20 protein-coding genes are annotated in these 19,901 nt (G+C 41.0%); 16 read left to right on the plus strand and 4 right to left on the minus strand.

Features of this window, described 5'->3' with window-relative positions; all coding sequences use genetic code 11:
- Positions 1–318: 318 nt before the first annotated feature.
- Positions 319–1,200 carry a mechanosensitive ion channel family protein gene (locus tag L4D09_RS13825; RefSeq protein ID WP_428458095.1) on the plus strand — a complete coding sequence of 294 codons (882 nt, stop codon included), beginning with the start codon at positions 319–321 and terminating at the stop codon, positions 1,198–1,200.
- A gap of 23 nt (positions 1,201–1,223) precedes the next feature.
- Here L4D09_RS13825 and L4D09_RS13830 read toward each other — a convergent pair whose 3' ends face one another.
- Positions 1,224–2,870, minus strand: coding sequence for a response regulator (locus tag L4D09_RS13830; protein WP_428458096.1), 1,647 nt, complete (start codon positions 2,868–2,870; stop codon positions 1,224–1,226).
- 179 nt (positions 2,871–3,049) lie between these two features.
- Between L4D09_RS13830 and L4D09_RS13835 the strand changes: the two genes are divergently transcribed.
- The 4 genes from L4D09_RS13835 to L4D09_RS13850 all read left to right on the plus strand — a co-directional run bounded on the left by L4D09_RS13835 (position 3,050) and on the right by L4D09_RS13850 (position 6,555).
- Positions 3,050–3,610: a YceB family lipoprotein gene (locus tag L4D09_RS13835; RefSeq protein WP_428458097.1), complete on the plus strand. Its 561-nt coding sequence runs from the start codon at positions 3,050–3,052 to the stop codon at positions 3,608–3,610.
- 154 nt (positions 3,611–3,764) lie between these two features.
- A complete protein-coding gene (locus L4D09_RS13840; protein ID WP_428458098.1) occupies positions 3,765–4,307 on the plus strand; it encodes a 3'-5' exonuclease in 543 nt (180 codons plus the stop codon).
- 203 nt (positions 4,308–4,510) lie between these two features.
- Positions 4,511–4,954 carry a hypothetical protein gene (locus L4D09_RS13845; RefSeq protein WP_428458099.1) on the plus strand — a complete coding sequence of 148 codons (444 nt, stop codon included), beginning with the start codon at positions 4,511–4,513 and terminating at the stop codon, positions 4,952–4,954.
- 218 nt (positions 4,955–5,172) lie between these two features.
- Positions 5,173–6,555, plus strand: a complete 1,383-nt coding sequence (locus L4D09_RS13850; protein WP_428458100.1) for a short-chain fatty acid transporter — start codon at positions 5,173–5,175, stop codon at positions 6,553–6,555.
- A gap of 56 nt (positions 6,556–6,611) precedes the next feature.
- Here L4D09_RS13850 and L4D09_RS13855 read toward each other — a convergent pair whose 3' ends face one another.
- Positions 6,612–7,067 carry a hotdog fold domain-containing protein gene (locus L4D09_RS13855; protein WP_428458101.1) on the minus strand — a complete coding sequence of 152 codons (456 nt, stop codon included), beginning with the start codon at positions 7,065–7,067 and terminating at the stop codon, positions 6,612–6,614.
- Between the two features lie 473 nt (positions 7,068–7,540).
- Here L4D09_RS13855 and L4D09_RS13860 point away from each other — a divergent pair, with 473 nt between their 5' ends.
- From L4D09_RS13860 to L4D09_RS13890, 7 genes are all read left to right on the plus strand, one after another.
- Positions 7,541–8,428, plus strand: a complete 888-nt coding sequence (locus L4D09_RS13860; RefSeq protein WP_428458102.1) for a DMT family transporter — start codon at positions 7,541–7,543, stop codon at positions 8,426–8,428.
- Positions 8,429–8,544: 116 nt separating this feature from the next.
- Positions 8,545–8,979 carry a VOC family protein gene (locus L4D09_RS13865; RefSeq protein WP_428458103.1) on the plus strand — a complete coding sequence of 145 codons (435 nt, stop codon included), beginning with the start codon at positions 8,545–8,547 and terminating at the stop codon, positions 8,977–8,979.
- A 108-nt stretch (positions 8,980–9,087) separates the two neighbouring features.
- Positions 9,088–9,786 carry a GntR family transcriptional regulator gene (locus L4D09_RS13870; RefSeq protein WP_428458104.1) on the plus strand — a complete coding sequence of 233 codons (699 nt, stop codon included), beginning with the start codon at positions 9,088–9,090 and terminating at the stop codon, positions 9,784–9,786.
- Complete coding sequence (gene prpB / locus L4D09_RS13875) at positions 9,783–10,655, plus strand: methylisocitrate lyase (protein WP_428458105.1); 873 nt, start codon at positions 9,783–9,785, stop codon at positions 10,653–10,655. The genes L4D09_RS13870 and prpB overlap by 4 nt, the downstream gene beginning before the upstream one ends.
- Positions 10,656–10,792: 137 nt before the next feature.
- Positions 10,793–11,965, plus strand: coding sequence for a bifunctional 2-methylcitrate synthase/citrate synthase (gene prpC, locus L4D09_RS13880; RefSeq protein ID WP_428458106.1), 1,173 nt, complete (start codon positions 10,793–10,795; stop codon positions 11,963–11,965).
- Positions 11,966–12,033: 68 nt separating this feature from the next.
- Positions 12,034–13,485: a bifunctional 2-methylcitrate dehydratase/aconitate hydratase gene (locus tag L4D09_RS13885; protein ID WP_428458107.1), complete on the plus strand. Its 1,452-nt coding sequence runs from the start codon at positions 12,034–12,036 to the stop codon at positions 13,483–13,485.
- Between the two features lie 96 nt (positions 13,486–13,581).
- Positions 13,582–13,860, plus strand: coding sequence for a hypothetical protein (locus L4D09_RS13890; protein ID WP_428458108.1), 279 nt, complete (start codon positions 13,582–13,584; stop codon positions 13,858–13,860).
- Positions 13,861–14,292: 432 nt separating this feature from the next.
- Here the strand turns inward: L4D09_RS13890 and L4D09_RS13895 are convergent, their stop codons facing one another.
- Positions 14,293–15,093: a bestrophin-like domain gene (locus L4D09_RS13895; protein ID WP_428458109.1), complete on the minus strand. Its 801-nt coding sequence runs from the start codon at positions 15,091–15,093 to the stop codon at positions 14,293–14,295.
- Positions 15,094–15,245: 152 nt separating this feature from the next.
- Here L4D09_RS13895 and L4D09_RS13900 point away from each other — a divergent pair, with 152 nt between their 5' ends.
- The gene (locus L4D09_RS13900; RefSeq protein ID WP_428458110.1) at positions 15,246–15,677 is read left to right on the plus strand and encodes a universal stress protein; all 432 of its coding nucleotides are present in this window, start codon (positions 15,246–15,248) and stop codon (positions 15,675–15,677) included.
- On the opposite strand, the gene L4D09_RS13905 is transcribed toward L4D09_RS13900, so the two are convergent.
- On the minus strand, positions 15,674–16,210 hold the full coding sequence (locus L4D09_RS13905; RefSeq protein ID WP_428458111.1) for a GNAT family N-acetyltransferase: 537 nt from the start codon (positions 16,208–16,210) through the stop codon (positions 15,674–15,676). The two genes, L4D09_RS13900 and L4D09_RS13905, sit on opposite strands and share 4 nt — an antisense overlap.
- Before the next feature lie 285 nt (positions 16,211–16,495).
- Between L4D09_RS13905 and L4D09_RS13910 the strand changes: the two genes are divergently transcribed.
- The 3 genes from L4D09_RS13910 (at position 16,496) to L4D09_RS13920 (ending at position 19,794) form a co-directional block, all read left to right on the plus strand.
- Entirely contained in the window at positions 16,496–18,754 is a 2,259-nt protein-coding gene (locus L4D09_RS13910; protein WP_428458112.1) for a glycoside hydrolase family 3 protein, read from the plus strand.
- A 168-nt stretch (positions 18,755–18,922) separates the two neighbouring features.
- On the plus strand, positions 18,923–19,405 hold the full coding sequence (locus L4D09_RS13915) for a NanQ anomerase/TabA/YiaL family protein (protein ID WP_428458113.1): 483 nt from the start codon (positions 18,923–18,925) through the stop codon (positions 19,403–19,405).
- 8 nt (positions 19,406–19,413) lie between these two features.
- Complete coding sequence (locus tag L4D09_RS13920) at positions 19,414–19,794, plus strand: hypothetical protein (RefSeq protein ID WP_428458114.1); 381 nt, start codon at positions 19,414–19,416, stop codon at positions 19,792–19,794.
- Positions 19,795–19,901 lie beyond the last annotated feature (107 nt).

Below are 19,901 nucleotides of genomic sequence, written 5' to 3' on the forward strand. Positions count from 1 at the left end.
GGTTTTTAGTCTATTACTTGTTTGAATTTCATACTTTCTGGCTATGCTTGTTGATGCATGTCCCATGCGTTTTTTTGCTTGTTGCTGGTTTTGTAGTGATTTTGGGTTCAGAGAAGTTGGCTTTGAATAAATGAAATGGCGGAATTCAATAACGTATACAGAGCGATAATTTCATCATTTTATACCACTAAAATTTCAAATGTTTGGTATTACGGGCTAGATCTCTTCAAAAATGTATGGGAAATTTGCGTAGTAAATAACCTGTATTGATACTGTTATCAATCATAGATAAATGTTGTAGAAAAGGAATCCGCTATCGTGGACAAGTTATTGCTCGTTATTGATTTTTTAATGACGCATAAAGTTATTTTGAGTGCATTGATTGTTGCTGTGGTGTTGATGGTTAGGCGATTAGTGATCTCGAGTATTCGTGGAGATGTTGCTTTCTTAACTGAGAACCAGCGAAAGTGGATGTCCCGAACTAAGAACGGCACTTTTACTTTCATTGTGCTGACGCTGTTTATTTTATGGCAGTCTGAAATTAGCGAGTTTGCTCTATCACTCACCGCACTTGCTGTGGCGATAGTTGTTGCTTCCAAGGAAATCATTCTTTGCTTCACTGGTTCGATTCAGCGTGCCAGTTCACGGTCGTTTCGCATCGGTGACTGGATAGAAGTCGGGTCATTGTGCGGTGAGGTTATTGAACACAATATGATGGCGACAGTGATTCAAGAGATCGACTTACATCATGGACAGTATCATTTCACTGGTAAAACGGCGACGTTGCCAAATAGTATGTTCTTTACCTACCCGGTAAAGAACCTTAATTTTATGAAGCGTTATGTTTACCATAATTTCTCTATCACAGTGAAAGAGTTCGTCAATCTATACCTAATAGTGCCTGAAATTGTTGAACAAATTGAAGGACACTGTGAAGAATTTATTGATGTAGCACGCCGCTATAACGGTGTCATAGAAAAGCATGCTGGTGTCGACTTACCTGGTTCTGAACCTCATGTGACAGTGACGACGACGGCAACGGGTGAGCAGGTCGTTCATATCATGCTGTTTTGCCCAACAGAGTTAGCGTCACACCTTGAGCAACTTATTCGTCAGGATTTTATGCAGACTTACCACGAGGTGTTTGCGAAAAATACATTAATGGATAACCAATCTACAACGGTTCATTCCGTATCTTAAAAACAAAGTGCAGAGGTAGATTTTTATTTCTGCATTCTTATTCTGGTTAATGCCACGGTATAAAGGTCATCGGCGCGTTTCATGTCTTCTTTACTGGGACGAGTATCGTGAATAATCACCCAATGACAAGATGTGATAACACACTTTACCTCTGCTGGTTTTAAAAATGATGGTGTTGCTAAAGCGGTGAGTTCTAAAATCAAGAAACATAGTTTGTAGTGATAAGGCACCATATGAAATGCACGGTACGCATCTTTAATTGCGTCTTTTGCTTTGTTATTTTCACGCATGCAGAAAGCGCGTTCAACTAACTCACCGCCTGTTTTTAAGCGAGTGTTAACTTCGGTATGGCAGGCTTCAAGTAATTTTATTTGGCTCTGTATTAATACGTCATCATCCGATGCGGCACACAGTTTTTTTGCTATCTGCATAGTGTGCTCATACTGCATCGGCATGCCGCAAAAGCCATAGATTCTGGCGACGTTTAACACTGTATAAAAGTCGTTACTTGGCCTCTCGTCTAAGTTGATTTTACTTACAATCGTAAAACAATCTTCAATTTCGCCATGAATACAAGCCAGAATGGCCAGACTAATCATTGTGCTTATCTCGCGCTCATAATTCGCTTGTTCTAGTTCTTTATGACTGTGTTGATCATGAAGGCTATGACTTGCTTCATTTAAGAGTTCTTCTGCCACCTTTCTTTCGTCAGCATAAATACTAGCCAGCATAAGAGAGACAGAAGTATTAACATTTACACCGTAGCTAAATCGACTGGTACCAATAACCTTATTGGTAAATCGTTGGTAGCAGATAGCGGCTTCTTTATGGCATTGTAATGTGGCATATAGATTGGCAATAATCAGCTCCCTTAGTGGGTTAGCTGAGTTGACCTGATGTAGAAGCTCGAATTGTGCTAATGCCTCAGGAATTCGATTCGTGGTCATCATGCAACTGGCTAAGTATTTTCTGGCGAGTGGCTGTTTTGGGTGCTTAGCTAAAATATTTTGGAAAGTTGCTTCCGCACTTTTTAATTCACCGAGTCCTTGTAATGCTTGGCCAAGACCAATTTGAGGCCATATATGCTCATAGTTTTTACAGGCTTCGGCATAAAATAGTTTAGCTTCGTTGTGTCGATTAGCACGTAATAAGCAGTCGCCATGTATTCTGTCGATATAGGCTCTATATTGTGGGTATAAGGCGTGGAATTGAATGCAATGTTCAATGGCGATGTCATACTCTTTATTATCAACCGCCAATAACAAAGAATACAAAGCAGACTTTCGTTTTAGGACAGACTTAATGCGTTCAATGAAGACAGCAGTAGAAAAGGGCTTAATTAGATAATCATCGGGTTCTAATTCGATAAAGTGGGTAACGACCTGCCGTGTATTGTCACCTGTTACGCAAATAAACACCCCATCATTTGCAAGTAGCTTTCGTTGCTTCACTTCATCAAAAATAAGCCCACCATCAATATGATGCCCCATATTATAATCGCAAAGAACGATGTCATATTTATGCTGCGTTAAAAGGCGAATGGCTTTTAAACTATCCATCGTACTATCGATTTTTTCATTAGAAACACCAGATGTATTTAAAATCGAACGCATAATCGATATTGCAGTACTCGAGTCATCGATCAACAAAAATTTTTTATCTGATATCATAAAGAAAACTCCGCAACGAGATGTAATTTATAAAACTCAATGCGACATATGTTGCATATCGGTATTGTAATGGTAGTAAAAAATCTGAAATTGAGATAAGGATTTTTGGTTATCTTGATTATGTTTTATATGTTCCAGTAAACTTTGTGTTTGCCATGGACGAAGAAGAGTCGATATCGATGATAAGCAAGTTATTTAAAAGGCTAATTCCGACGCTTGTAGTGCTCGTTATTGGTGGCTGTGCAAGCTATAGCATCACAGAACAAGAGATGACCCAATACTTACAAGATACCGTTAATTTGGATCAATCCGTGGGTGTTGAGAATGTCATGTATGCGCAAGTTGCGGTTGAAGATCTTAAAGTGAGGATTGGTCGAGCAGATGTTGAGCGTGTTTCTATTTTTGCCAATACAAATGCACAAGTACAGCTGCTCAGTATGAAAAATATGGGATTGGAACTGGATATTGAATTTAGTGCTATCCCTAAATATGACAAAGAAAGTGGGGAGGTATTTCTAAATTCACTCCGCTTAGAGCACTTTGGTGAAAGTAGTAGCCAACAGCTGCCCCCTGAAATAAAAAAGCTTTTAAAACCAGCGGTTTCAATGATTGGTTATGCGCTGTCCAAGCAACCCGTCTATAAACTTGATAGTACTAAAGTTCAGGAAGCACTGATCAGATCAGCTGAACCCAATTTAGTCATCAAGAATAATAAGTTAGTGATTGAGCTGTTTGATTAAAGAGTACTTCTTAAGTTACAGAGCCGATAAAGTCGGCTCGTCCCTATATTACTCTTACTAACGACACGCTATTGACTTAGGCAAAGCCCTACTATCAAGCCTCGCTAAATGCTATCCTGCACGCCCTGTTTTTTGTGTTAAGTCCGGAAGTAAGATGAATTTTAATCGTATTGTCTGTTTTGATCTCGAAATGTGCTGTTGGAATGATGGCCGGGAATCAAGAACAGGAGAGATCATTGAAATCGGAGTAGCCGAACTCGATCTAGCAAGCGGTGAAATTGTTCGACGAGCTCAACACTTTGTTAAACCTGAACATGACGAAGTGTCGCCGTTTTGTACGGAGCTAACGGGTATTAAACCGGAAGTAATAGAAAAAAATGGCAAGCCGCTTGGCATTATTTTAAAGTCGATTGAACAAAAGTTTGGTGGTCGACATAAGATTTATGCTGCTTGGGGACGTGATGACCTCATTTTGCATAATGAGTGTAAAGAGAAAGATGTAAAAGTACCATTTAACGAGTTTCTTAATATCGCGACGTTATTTCGCCTGCAGCGACATGTTTATAAGAAGCGCTGTGGTCAGCGTGCTGCGATGGAAATGGCTGGAATAGAGTGGGAAGGACGCCAGCACTCTGGCTATGATGATGCTTATAACCTTGCACGTTTAACCAAAACCCTATTTCCAGCAGATTCGTAACACTCTATTGTTTCAGAGTAACCCTGCTAGATAATGACTGTGAGTAAGGTGACCTTGCTCCCTTATATCATATAAAAGTCAGTATTTATGACCTCAACACCTTAACATTTGATTTATAAACATAATTATTAGCTTTTTGTTTGACAAATTATGGCTATTTAATAAACTGGTTTCATATTAATTATAAGTACAATTGGTTGGTTATGAATTTTACAAACTGTCGTATTCCTATTAAGCAAAGGGATACGGCAAAGCTATTTCCTTGTGGTGATAAATTGAACGAGCACCGCGCTCATCAAGAAATTATACAGTGGTGGAATGTTCCATATATAGATGAACTCAGCTACGAGGAAACGGGTGCTATTGGTGTATTCGTACTTGATGGTGCTACGTGGGATTGCCCTCGTAAAATTTCAGAGCATGATACGTTTGAAGAAGCGGTGACTGCAGCTAATTTCTATATTAAACATTCTCCTTTATTCAGACGCTACCATGAAGCATATATGCCAACGGCAAAAGTTGATCATTTGTTGGATATGAGCTCATTAATTCACGGGAAAATGGAACGCCCAACAGAAAAAGAGTTGTTTGATTATATGTTTCATTGGCTTCCGCCTGCTGAAGACGCTCTTGTTAAATCTGCTTAATGATGTGTTAGCACTCCTTTTTAATCATCATTACTTTAGCGCTAGAAGTATATTTAGCGCTAAATTTTAGCTCACATTTCCATTTCCTAAATATGCAAAGCCACTTCCTGAAATTAGACCTATCAATTAAGCCCTGATTCAGTTGGAATCGTTAGTCATCTCAAAGATATAAAAATACGGCTACGACGATTATTCAGCGGACCATCAAGGAGAAAGATATGTCCACAGAAGCGCTTTCCTACCAGAAATCGACGCTATTGCAGCGTTTTTCGGCAGTATGCACATCGATAGTACAACGGTACCTGCCAGATCCCTTTCTATTTGCTGCGTTATTGACGTTTGCAGTATTTCTAATTGCAATGCCCGTTACTCAGCAAAGTCCTATGCAAATGGTGGATGCATTTTCTGGCGGGTTCTGGAAGCTATTAACTTTCGCAATGCAGATGGCGTTGGTCGTGGTTACGGGCCATGCAATGGCGTCAGCACCAGTCTTTCGTCGTGGCCTGTCGTACCTTGCAATGACCGCCAAAACGCCGGGCCATGCTATTTTGATCGTTACCTTTGTGTCGGCAATTGCCTGCTGGATAAACTGGGGTTTTGGTTTGGTTGTTGGTGCCATTTTTGCGCGAGAATTAGCGGCAAAAGTAAAAGGGGTTGATTATCGTCTGTTGATTGCTTCGGCATATACGGGTTTTTTATTTTGGCATGCAGGGCTGTCGGGATCAGTACCTCTAGCACTCGCCAGTGGCAGTAATCTTGAGGCAGTAACGGCAGGGGCGATTACGGCACCCATCGCAACGAGCGAAACACTTTTTTCTAGTATGAACCTTATTATATTGCTCGTTATGTTAGTCGTTATTCCACTTTTAAACCGAGCGATGCACCCTGCGGGCGATCAAGTTATTACTATTTCACCTGATTTATTGGCAGATGAGCCAGAAGAAGAGAAAGATTCTAAAGATCTTACGCCTGCTGAAAGGCTTGAGCAGAGCCCGTGGGTGAATCGCCTGCTAGCATTGCTTGGGTTTACCTATATTGTTAGTTATTTTTCAGCTAATGGTTTTGCTTTAAACCTTAATATCGTTAATTTCATCTTCTTATTTACTGCTATTTTACTGCATGGCACACCTAAGCGCTTATTAAAGGCAGTGGCAGAGGGAACCAAAAATACTGCAGGAATATTACTGCAGTTCCCATTCTATGCCGGAATAATGGGGATGATGGTTGCGAAAGGCCCTGACGGCGTGTCATTAGCGGGAGCAATGTCAGATATGTTCGTTAGTATTTCTAATGAGCATACTTTCCCACTATTTACTTTTATTAGTGCTGGTATTGTGAATTTCTTCGTGCCTTCAGGGGGCGGCCAATGGGCAGTACAAGCGCCAATAATGATGCCAGCAGGGGCCGAGCTTGGTGTTCCTGCTGCGAAAACCGCAATGGCGATTGCTTGGGGGGATGCATGGACAAACATGATCCAGCCTTTCTGGGCATTACCCGCTCTGAGTATTGCAGGACTAAATGCTAAAGACATTATGGGGTTCTGCGTTGTGTCTCTATTCGCTTCTGGCACGATCATTGGGCTTGGTTTGCTTATCTTTTAAAATAAACTAGTCTGTATGACAAATCATAAAGCGCCAGGTTTTCTGGCGCTTTATGATTAAGCTAACCTTACATTCATGGTGATTTCAGCTCGAAAAACAATGTTTCCATCTTTATCTAGTATTTCAACAGGCACTAATTTATCGCCTTCTGTTGCCCAATCAATATTGTCACCCAAAGCTTGAGCGGTTAAATCAGTTTTGGCTTTTTTTAAATACTCAACGGTCATGCCGACAGGTATCCAACGGCTTTTTATCGGGACAGAAACATCAGTCATCATTCCGCCCGCAAGTTCTGCCATGTTACACATAGCAATGGCATGAACGGTATTGAGGTGGTTGGTGACTCTACGACGTTTTTTAATGGTGACTTCAGCATAGCCGGGTTTAAGTTCAGTTACTTTTGGTTTAATCGAACCAAAGTAAGGGGCCAAGCGGCATACGACAAAAGAAAAAATACCGTTGCCAAAAGGAAGGCGGGTAAGCTGCTTATATATTTTGAGGTTCTTTCGCATCGAAATATCCTTTTCAATTTGTTGGTGGTGACCATTTATAAACTTATAGTCTGGTCTGACCACAGTGCAAGTTAAAAATAGAATATTCAATCCATTTAATCATCAAATTAGCTTATTAATCAGTGCATATTTTTAGCAGATGTTGAATAAAAGCAATATCCTCTTTATCTGCGAAACTAAATTCTAGCAAGTGTTGTGCGGACGATTTCCTTTGAGGTAGATCACTCTTTCTTATTGGGAATGAATGAGATTAATAGTTCGCAGTATGATTTTTTATTGTTATAAATCAATGTTATGTGGCTTATTTGTATTGATTCTTATCATGTGGGCGAGCTGATTTTAGCTGGTGAGTAAAATAAATGTCTGACAATAAAGTCAGGATGTCTTTTTAGAGATATTTATTTTAAAACTGACCTGCCAGAATATGCAGTAGATGAATAATTCATCATCATATCCAAAAGAAAAGGCACGCCATGTTTTACTTATTTCCTTTATTGACCGTTTGTATTTGGGCAGGGAATGCCATTGTCAATAAGCTGTCTTACAGCGTTATTGACCCAGGAGCGATATCATTTTACCGCTGGTTTTTTGCCATGGTTGTGCTTACACCATTTGTATTACCTTCAGTTTGGCGCAATCGTGAAAAAATCAAGCCTCACCTTTCAAAGCTTGCATTTCTTGCTTTGCTCGGAATGGTGCTTAACCAATCGCTGGGTTATTTTGCCGCAATCACCACAACAGCTACGAATATGGCATTGATCATGTCACTAGTACCGTTATTAAGCATGTTTTTAAGTGCTTATCTGTTAGGAAAACGAATGCTAGCAGTCGCTGTGGTTGGTGCCGTTATTTCATTGTGTGGTCTGGTATTAATGTTGAGCCATGGTGATATTTCAAACTTGGTATCTAAGGGGATCACTCAAGGCGATGGCTTGTTATTAATTGCCGCTTTTGTCTACGCATTGTATTGTGTATTACTTAAGCGCTGGAAAATGCCTATCAACAATTGGCAATCTGTATATATTCAGGGGCTCTTTGCGGTTACGATGTTATTACCGATGCTATTAAGTAGTGATCGTATGGCCATTACCAGTGAGTCGTGGCCTTTGATTGCCTATGCTGCTATCCCTGCTTCTGTCATTGCACCTTGGTGTTGGCTAAAAGGAATTGAGATCTTAGGGGCAGACAGAACGGCAATGTTCATGAACCTAATGCCTGTAATAACAGCCATTATTGCTAGTGTGATTTTAAATGAGCAGCTAGCGATATATCATTATATAGGCGGTGGCATGGTACTGGCTGGTGTGTATTTAGCACAGCGTAAACCTAAGCTGGAAGTCGATAGAGCGGTGACAGCCTAGTACTTATTTGTATAGCGGTATTATATTACTTAACATTAAACGGCAGTAACGTAATAGTTACTGCCGTTTTTGTATTAATAAAAAATGAATCGCCGCGCATATCAAGGAGAGAGACTATGCAAGAAATTACCAGAGTGAATCATATTGGTATTCGGGTGAGCAGCTTAGAGAAAGCTAAGCATTTTTACCGAAAGCTGGGTTTTGACTTTATTACGGGCCCTTCAGGACCAGAGCCTGTCGCGATTCTATTGCACCCATCTGGTATTAATATCAACTTGATACTCAACGCCAGCGACCGATCTAGTAATAATATTTTGATGGATGACCCAATCAAATACACGGGTTATACCCATGTTGCACTAGAAGTCACCAATATGGCCTCAGTACTTGAGCAATTAACACTTCTCGAATTGACCCCAAGCGGCGGACCAACTAAGCATCCTACAGGTATTTCTGTTTTTTTCCGCGATGATGATAATAACGTTATTGAGCTGATTGAATATGCCGGATTAGATGGGTTGAAAACCAATACTGTCGACAATTTAGACTAAGGTCTAACACAATTTGTTAACAATTTATTTGGTATTTGCATATTCAATGTCTATATTAGCTATTAAGTTATCAAATTGTTGACAATGTAGATGATTGAGAAAAACGTAATGCTTAAAAGTGTCGACAATCTTTCTGATGTGAAAGAGTCGACAAAAACGGAGAACTTGACTGAGTTACTGGTGGACTTGATTGTCAGTGGAGAGTGTCCTGCCGGAAGTAAAATCTCAGAGCCTGAATTAGCTAAGCGTTTCGGTGTGAGTCGCGGCCCTTTGCGTGAAGCCTTAATGAAAATGGAGTCATTTGGTTTAGTTGAACGCTCACCGCATGTTGGAGCACGGGTGGTAGCCTTAACGCACGAAAAACTGATTGAGATTTATGCTGTGCGAGAGGCATTGGAAGGAATGGCCGCAAGACTCGCTTGCATTCATATTAATGAAGATGAACTCGCAGGGTTGGAAGCATTATTAACGACCCACCAACAACATATTGATGACGTCGATGGCGCCTCGTATTTTCACCAGCAAGGGGACTTCGATTTTCATTACCGTATTATTAAAGCCAGTCGAAACAGTAAGCTTATTAGCTTATTGTGCGATGAGCTTTATCATTTACTTCGCATGTACCGCTACCAGTCACAGCGCTCTCACTCTCGTCCAGAGCAAGCAATTAAAGAGCATTTTCATTTACTTTCTGCACTTAAAGAGCGAGATGGTGAATTAGCCGAGATGTTAATGCGGCGACATATCATGCGTAGCCGGCAGTTAATAGAACAGCAACTACATACCGATAAGGAGATCGTGTCATGAGCCCAGGTAAACGCTTTCGCCAAGCCGTTGCAAACAATCGTCCATTGCAAATTGTAGGAACAGTGAACCCTTATTGTGCAATGATGGCTGAACAAGTGGGCCACCAGGCTGTTTACCTATCAGGTGGAGGTATTGCCAATGCATCCTATGGGTTGCCTGATTTGGGGATCACGACACTCAATGACGTTTTGGAAGATGTCCGAAGGATCACTGCGGCAACAAAACTTCCGTTACTGGTCGATATCGATACCGGGTTTGGTGGCGCGTTTAATATTGCGCGTACCATTAAAGAAGTGGAGCGGGCAGGGGCCGCGGCCATTCATATGGAAGATCAAGTCGCGCAAAAACGCTGTGGTCATAGACCTAATAAAGCCATCGTTAGCCAAAATGAAATGGTTGATCGGATAAAAGCGGCGGTAGATGCCAGAGACAACCACGATTTTGTGATTATGGCACGTACCGATGCGCTAGCCGTTGAGGGTATGGACGCTGCGATTGAGCGAGCAATAGCCTGTGTAGATGCCGGTGCTGACATGATTTTTCCAGAAGCCATTAATACGCTAGATCAATATAAACAATTTTCTGCTGCGGTCGATGTGCCTATTCTTGCCAACATTACGGAGTTTGGACAAACTCCATTGTTTAGTTGTGACGAATTATCTGAGTGTGGTGTTGATATGGTGTTGTATCCGCTATCGGCATTTAGGGCGATGAATCAAGCCGCTCTCAATGTCTACCAGCACTTATTGAGTGATGGTCACCAGCGTAATGTGGTCGATACAATGCAAACCCGTGAACAGCTTTACCACTATCTTAGCTACCATGAATACGAACAGAAATTAGATGCGCTGTTTAAGCCTAAAAGCTAATTAGACTCGCAGTGTAAGCTTCATTAAATAATAAAAAATTAAATTCTAACGGTTGTTAGAAGGGCCTTCTGCAACCTAGAAAATGCAAAGAATAAAAATTAAACAACATTCCATAACGTGATAATAAGGAGTCTGCTATGACTGCGATAGCCGTAGCTGATGTGAAGAAGGATGAGTTAGATAATAGCAATGCAGTAACTGGAGCTGGCCTACGAGGTCAAAGCGCTGGTACAACCGCCTTGTGCACCGTTGGTAAAACAGGGACTGGATTAACATACCGTGGTTACGATATTACGGATTTAGCCAATAACGCTGAATTTGAAGAAGTCGCACATTTATTATTGCGCGGAAAATTACCGACTCAAGTTGAATTAAATGAATATAAACAAACATTAATAAAATCACGCGGTTTACCTGCTGCATTATGCCAAGTGCTAGAAGCCATTCCAGCAGATGCCCACCCAATGGATGTTATGCGCACGGGGTGCTCGATGTTGGGGAACCTTGATCAGGAAATGGACTTTTCCGAGCAAGGTGAGAAAACAGATACGCTACTAGCGATGCTACCGGCCATCGTTTGTTATTGGTATCGCTATAGCCACCACGGTGTCCGCATTGATACTGCAACAACTACCCAAGACAGTATTGGTGGTTATTTCTTGGAAATGCTCACTGATAAAGCACCTTCTGATCTGCATAAGCAAGTTATGCATTGTTCTCTAGTTTTGTATGCGGAGCATGAATTCAATGCTTCAACATTTACAGCCCGTGTTTGTGCATCGACATTATCTGATTTGCACTCGTGTATTACAGCTGCAATTGGAAGCTTACGAGGGCCATTGCATGGTGGTGCTAATGAAGCGGCAATGGCGATGATTGAGCAATGGAAGACGCCCGATGAAGCCGACGATGGCATTATGCAAATGCTGGATATAAAGGAAAAAATCATGGGGTTTGGTCATGCCATTTATCGTGAGTCCGATCCACGAAATGCATTAATTAAAGCGTGGTCGAAAAAGTTGTCTGCAGATGTTGGTGATACCCATCTTTATGAGGTGTCAGAACGCGTTGAGCAAGTGATGAAACGCGAAAAAGGACTATTTTGTAACGCTGACTTTTTTCATGCCTCTGCTTATCACTTTATGGGGATCCCGACGAAATTATTCACCCCCATTTTTGTCATGAGCCGAGTAACAGGTTGGGCTGCACATGTTTATGAGCAACGCGAAAATAACCGAATTATTCGTCCGAGTGCAGACTATCAAGGGCCTGAGCATCAAGACTGGATACCTATTGAACAGCGACGTTAGTGATTTAGAAGGTTAGCTACAGTCTGAGCCTGCATTAAGTGATTAATAATATTAAGGATGAATAGATTATGAGTATGAATGTTGATATTAACGAACGCCCACAACCAGATAAGTTACTGGTTCAAATTGCCGAGTATGTTACCAACACTGAAATACAATCAGCAGAAGCCTACAATACCGCCAGAAATTGCCTAATGGATACATTAGGGTGTGGTTTATTGGCCCTGCGCTTTCCCGAGTGTACAAAACATTTAGGTCCAATTATTCCGGGTACAACGGTGCAGAATGGCGCACGAGTTCCGGGAACATCCCATGAGCTTGATCCTGTTATGGCTGCATTTAATATCGGCACTGTTATTCGTTGGTTAGACTTTAATGATACTTGGCTTGCGGCAGAGTGGGGGCATCCATCAGATAACCTTGGCGGTATTCTTGCTACGGCAGATTATTTAAGCCGTGTTGCTATCTCACAGGGTAAAGCCCCATTAATCATGCGTGATGTGTTAACCGCAATGATCAAAGCGCATGAGATCCAAGGGGTATTGGCATTAGAGAATAGTTACAATCGCGTTGGTCTTGACCATGTATTGCTCGTACGCGTCGCTTCAACAGCTGTAGTGACTAAAATGCTAGGGGGAAATCGAGAGCAAATCATCGATGCTGTCTCTCAAGCTTGGGTTGATGGCTGTGCGTTACGTACCTATCGCCATGCTCCTAATGCAGGGTCGCGCAAATCGTGGGCGGCTGGTGATGCAACTTCACGTGCAGTGCGCCTTGCAATGATCACCATGAAAGGTGAAATGGGATTACCATCAGTATTAACGGCCCCGCAATGGGGGTTCTACGATGTGCTGTTTAACGGTGAACCTTTCCAAGTTAACCAAGTATTCAATAGCTATGTCATGGAGAATGTACTGTTTAAGATATCTTTTCCTGCAGAATTTCATGCGCAAACGGCGGTGGAATGTGCAGTGACGTTACACGAACAAGTGAAAGATAGAATTGATGAGATAGAGCGGATAGAGGTTACAACCCATGAATCGGCCATTCGTATTATTTCGAAGGTAGGTAACTTAGCAAACCCAGCCGATCGTGACCATTGCCTTCAATACATGATTGCCGTTCCACTGCTTCATGGTGATTTGATAGCAGAACACTATGAGGATGATTTCCATAATGATGACCCTCGTATTGATGCCCTACGAAATAAAATGGAAATCATCGAAGACAAGCGATATAGCCAAGAGTACCTAGAGTCAGACAAGCGATCGATAGCCAATGCGATTCAGATTCATTTCACCGATGGATCATCGACTGAAAAAGTGGCAGCGGAATACCCAATAGGACACCGCCGCCGCCGTGAAGAAGGTATTCCTGTGCTTGAGCAGAAGTTTATGCGTAATTTACAGACCCGCTTTCCTGTTGGTATTAGCCAGCGAATTTATGATTTGTGTAGTGATCAAGACAAACTTGAATCTACCCCTGTGAACGAGTTTATGGCGTTATTCGTGATTAACTAAACCATATTGAAAAAGCTTTAGGTTAGTCAATGTGATCTTGATCATACTTTGTTTCTGGTCTATCAATGATAACAGTGCATTGCAAAAGGAGGCGCCATGCAAGCTAATATTATCGTAATGATCATTACCCTAGGGATCTTGGCTGTTGATAAGCTGTCATGGTTTGATGATGGTATCGAAGAGTATGTAAATGCCCCGCGCAACGAACCATCCATTACTTTATCTGAAAGCCCCAGCCCAAATGGAAAAGGGGGGGAGGCCGAAAATGTGATGACTGCAAATCAGCAAAAGTTGGCCAAATATTATGAGCAAAGCATGCAACCAGAAATAAAGAGCGTTGTATTGGGCAACCTGATTGTTCCTGCAAATTATTAAGTGGTTTATTTCTGGGCCTTGAAAAGTGCCAACTTATCTAAGGAGAGCTTGGCATTAATTCTTTTTGTAGTTTTTCAAGAAAGAAAGTCTTACTTTACTCATCACGGTTTGACTGTGCTTTTTAACTTTTTGTCTTACCAATTTGGTATCCGTACTCATTGTAATCTACCTATGCAATCCATGCTGCAATGCTTTTCTGCATCACTTTGTATTCATCAATATCTTATAAAGCAAACACCGGTGTGATGTTGCTCCCACATAACGGTATGAATATACATGATTCAATCAGTATTTTGAATGACAATATGCTTACGATTGTATTACTGATTTACATATATGAGCAACGTCAAAAAAGTGAATGATTTTGTTGAATATTTGTTTGTGAATTGTTTGTAATTCACTGTTTTACAAGTTGTTTTTTGTAATAAATAGTCATATTTTATTTGTATTTAGCATATTGTCTAAACTGTCACGTAGATCTATGAGAGGTTGCTGGCTAATGTCGATAATACTTCTTGCAGGTCTGTCGAGCTCAACGATGAGTGTCAGTACAATTGAAAAAGCCAACGCAAACGGGATAGCGGCGACTAATGCTCGTCCTTTATTTTGTGCACCAACCTGTAGACCATTAAGCCCAACAGTCAGGAAAGTGAGTAAGCCGAGTGTCAACCAGATACTCAAGGGAATACGGCCACGAATGCCTTTATTGGCACGTTCTGTATGGAGATCAAATACTTCATTTAGTGAGTTGATATAAAGCAGCAATTGCTGGGGCGATGTTGATGAATGAGCAGCCATGGCTTCGTGCCAAAGCTTTAGCTGTAGTTCTTCACTTTGTTTAATGATTGAATTTACAAGCTTCTTTGTTTGCTTAGGATCTTCAACAACCCTTATGGTGACATACTCTCTTAATAGCTCGCGGCTTCGTGAGCGGTAAGGTTCATCGAGCAAGGATGTTCTGAGGATTGTAGTGCCGACGGCATTGGCTTCTTGGAGTACCAGCTCTTTTCTTTCTGCAGATTTAGCCGCCGCCATACTAAATGTAATCGCTAGGATAAATGCTAATAAACTCGCCAATCCCGTCGCCATCGGGCTTATCGAGTGGCTAATTTGTTTCGAAGGAAAACCAAGGGCTAACCGGTACCCAAACTCAAACATCAACGCAATGACAACAAAGATCAGGGCGAGAATTGTGTAGATAGAGAGAGAATCTAAAAAGGACTCTTGATACATACAACGACCTTGATTATTGGTTATGGTTATTCGGTTGCTGATAACAGTATAGCGGCTTGGGTATTCGGTGTTTTCTTCGTGTAAAAGGCAACGCAACATTGCCGTATGATTTATAGTGAAAGGGGTGTTCAGAGTGATTTTGGATTCAGACCATGAATTATAAACATGTGATGCTAGCAGTGAACTTTAATCAAGATGCAGAGCCGCTAGTGATGAAAGCTGCGCAGCAAGCTAGAGCAAACCATGCCTTGTTCAGCGTTATTCATATCGATCCTGACTTTTCAAAAATTTATGAAGGCGTTCGCGAATTTAATCCCGAAAGGTTTGATGAAAATGTACACAGCCATTCGGTTTTGGCAATGACGAAATTGTTAAAAGGGGCGAATTACCCCATTTATAAACATGTATTTTATGCAGGGTATGTCGAAGATCAAATTATAAAAGCAATAGAAGAATATGATGTTGATTTATTAGTCATTGGGCATCATAAATCAACCCTTTTTCAACAGTTGACTATGTCACCCAGCGAGCCTCTGCTGAGAAAAATGCCGTGCGATATCTTATTCATGAGGCTGGAGCGTTAAAGCTGATTGCTCAACTCGGTTAGCGTACTTACTGTATCCCAGCGATAAACAAATTCGTCAACCGTGCTGCCCTCAGGAGCTTGCCATTGTTGAGCTTTAGCCTTGTCAGCCCCAAGGTGATGATAGAAAGCCTGTGCACTGGTGTTTTCTGCAAGCACCTCAAGGTATAGCCCATCTAAATTGGTTTCGTTGGCGGTTTGCTTTACTGCATATTGCAGTAGCGAGCGGCCAATACCTTGTCCTTTGAACTGTGGGTTTACATGAAGGTTTTCAATTAATGTCCCCCAGCTATCGTCTTCATCAATGTAGCAGCAGATAAACCCACATAGCACATCGTTTTGGACTGCAATAAATACCCGCTGATTTGCCTGTGGTTCCGAGAAACGTTTTTGCCAAAGCTGTGTTCTTTCTGAAAACACACTATGTTCCAGGTAATCTGCTTTGAGTAAACCTTTATAAATGGTTTGCCAGCTGGTGGCATGAAGTTGAGCTATTTTTTCTGCATGACTCTTGTCGGCTGGGATGATCTCCACATACGCTCCTTACTTATTATTTACTGGATAAATTTACCCCCCAATATATCGCAAATAAATGGAATGTTGATTGGTTAACTATCAACATTTCATTTTATTTTCTGTGATTCACATAATGAATACCAATGAAACATTGGTCATAAGTTTTGTTTTGTGAGCAGTGTTAACCAAATGTTTAAATTGGTAGATCTTGATCTGATTTTTAGATTGTTTTGGTTAACCAAATTCGAGTGAGGACTATGATAAAGCTGTTGTTTAAACTAAATATAATATTAAAGGCACACTATGAGCAGCAGACTCTTTACCCTAGCACCAATAGCAGTAGCACTCCTTTTAGCGGGATGTAATTCGTCATCAAGTTCAAATGATGACTTAACACAACCGGTTGTCCAATCTCGAGTTCATGATCTTTTAGACGTTGATGGTTACCAATTCCGCGATGCTAATGGAGATGGCGAACTTAATCCTTATGAAGACTGGCGTTTAACCTCTGAAGAGCGTGCTGCTGACTTGGTTGGCCGTATGACGCTAGAAGAAAAAGTCGGCATGATGCTGATTGATACGTTGAATGCGGAAGCTTATGGCTATATTGGTAGTGAACACCAAGACTTGGTTAACCGCCAGAAGATGAACCGCTTTATTTTCCGAAATAATATACTGACCCAAGAAGAAATTGATGCGCTTACAGATGAAGAGCGACAAGATGGTGGAGCTGGTGGCCCAATGGGGGCGAACTATGTAATAAGCCCGATGGAAGCGGCTCAGTATATGAATACCATGCAGGAGATGACCGAACGTACACGCTTGGGTATTCCTGCGCTATTTAAATCAAATGCTCGTAATCATATCGATCCTAATGCCAAAGCGGGCATTAATGTAGACTCTGGTGCTTTCTCGGCGTGGCCAAAAGAGGGCGGACTAGCCGCAACAGGTGATATGGATCTTATTGCTGAGTTTGGTGAAGTGATGCAGGCCGAATGGAATGCTATCGGCTTGCGCGGAATGTACGGTTATATGGCTGACTTGGCAACCGAGCCACGTTGGTACCGCGTGCATGAGACTTTTAGCTCAGATGCGGATTTAACGTCCGATATTATTAAAACTCTTGTCGAGAACCTACAAGGTGATGAGGTTGATTCTGAGAGTATAGTACTGACGATGAAACACTTCCCTGGCGGAGGGCCACAATTCCTAGGTGCTGACCCTCATTATTTCGCAGGTCAACATCAAAGCTATCCGGCAGATAAGTTTGATTATCACCTTAAGCCTTTCATTACCGCTATCGATGCTGGGGTAGCGGCAATTATGCCTTACTATGGTATTGTCGGTGGTGGAGATTGGTCTATTGATAGTCCTGATAATGAGACGGATTTAGATGTAGGTAATGGTCAACCTTTGGGTGATCTTCTAGATGAGCGTGATCACTATACTGTGCGTGTAGCAAATAATGATTACTCGACGGATGTCGGTCAACCTGCTGGTAATGTTGGCGTAGCCTTCTCTAAAGGTATTTTGGATGACCTTCTACGAAAAGAACTTGGCTTTAGTGGCGTAATCAACTCTGATACGGGGATCATTAATGATCCTAATAACCCGCATACAGATTATGAAATGATGCATAATAATCGTGCATGGGGTCTACAAGATAAGAATAAAACAGAGCAATTTGTTATCGCGATTGAAGCGGGAACGGATGTGTTCTCAGGCTTTAATCGAAACGATGAAATTCGTACTGTCGTTGAGCAGGGTTTAGTTACCGAAGCGCGCATTGACGAATCGGTTAAACGTCTACTGAAAGTGCAATTTGACTTAGGTTTGTTTGAAAATGCCTATGTTGATGCCGATAAAGCGAACTCTATTGTTGGCAACGCTGACTTCCAAGAAAAAGCGCAGTTAGCACAACGTAAAGCTGTGGTTTTGCTTGATAATCAAGATACAGCGCTGCCATTACCAACCACATCTAGCCTGTTTACCATGGGAATGGACGGCGAAATTGCTGAAGAATACGGTTATGAGGTCACTATCGGTGATGATGAAGAAGGCAATAAGGTAGCAGATGCATCTGATAGCGATCGTGCATTAATTCGTGTACGTGTTGATAATATTCCAGCGGTGATCGGTAGCGACCCTTCAACAAATCGTGCTTTAGTATTTGGTGGCTCTGATTTCGATGAACTGTCAGTTCTCGATTTCACTGGTATGGCAGGGTCTAATTCTTGGGTAATCACCCCGTCACTTGACGATATCCAAGAAGTGATGGATGAAGTTGGTGAAGAGAATACCGTACTTTCTATTTACTTCCGTCAGCCATATGTCCTTGATGAAAAAAGTAAACTGAAAGACGCTGGTGCGATTATCGCAACGTTTGGTTCTGATGACCGAGCAGTGATGGATGTTGTGAGTGGTGAGTTTAATCCAACCGGTAAACTGCCATTTGCATTGGCAAAAAGTGCCCAGGCGATTATTGACCAAGACTCAGATGATCCAGCATACAAAGTAGGCGACACGCTATACCCATTTGGTTGGGGCCTAAGCTACAAGTAATATATAAATAAACGATAAGAAATAAATGCATAAAAAGGCTAGGTATTATTACCTAGCCTTTTTTATTAAAATCAGGATCAAGATCAATAATTCAAATACAACTGGTCAACCAATTGTTGGTTGTTGTGTATAATAAGGTGATTTATACTTATATTTGATGAAATTACAATGATAAAAGGCAATTTAAATAATATTGATAACTATCGTAATATCGATGAGGTAATCATCAATATTTTACGAATAGTTAAACGACGTTTGAACGAGAATTCAGGTATTGGCCACTATACAATCACGGAAGATAAAGCATTTTTCTTCGTTGTTGATGATCATACTCAGTTATTGTCAGAAAGATGTTGTGAAATACATCGTCAATACATTGATGTTCAAATAATCTTAGAAGGTCAAGAGTGCTTTGGTTATAGTGAGCATCCTTTTCAATCCATTAAAGAAGATTTTCTTTTAGAAAAGGATGTTGCATTCAGCGAAGATATTATTGATGAAAAATTTATTATATTGCAATCAGGTGATTTTGTAATTTTTGATACCCTTCAGCCACATCGTCCTCTTGTTGCTGTCAGTGAACCTACTGCTGTGAAAAAAGTCGTTGTAAAAATTGATAAGTCTTTAGTCAATAAAATATGTGTTAAATAAGGATTAATATGAACGCTTATATGAATACATTAGAGTGGAATGATAGTGAGATCCCTCATCGCTTATGGGTTGAAAAACAAAGTGATACACAAACCCGCCTTTGCATGAAAGTAATCAAAGATGTTGAGCCTGAATTACTTTACCTTGATTTACCTGTTCGTCAGGAAAATGTATTAGGCGCATGGCAGGGTAAGGCGTTTCCCGTGTCAGATGAATTTAACGATGGCGTGCTCTATTCACAAGTAAGAAGCCTTTTTAACTTAAATGAAGGTTGTGTAGTCTGGATGGTTAATCATATTCAACTACCAGATGGTAAAAAAATGTCTGCAGATAAATTGGCTTTAATTCCTAATATGACCCAAGTGACAGGATCATTAGTTACAAAGTAATGTTAAACAAACAATATGCCTATACTTTTTCTTCTTATTCAATGTCATTAATTATATTTCGTATTTTATCTTTTACCTCTAATATCGTTGATAACTCAATAGTAAGG

This window comes from Photobacterium makurazakiensis (assembly GCF_050336715.1).
Lineage (GTDB): Bacteria > Pseudomonadota > Gammaproteobacteria > Enterobacterales > Vibrionaceae > Photobacterium > Photobacterium makurazakiensis.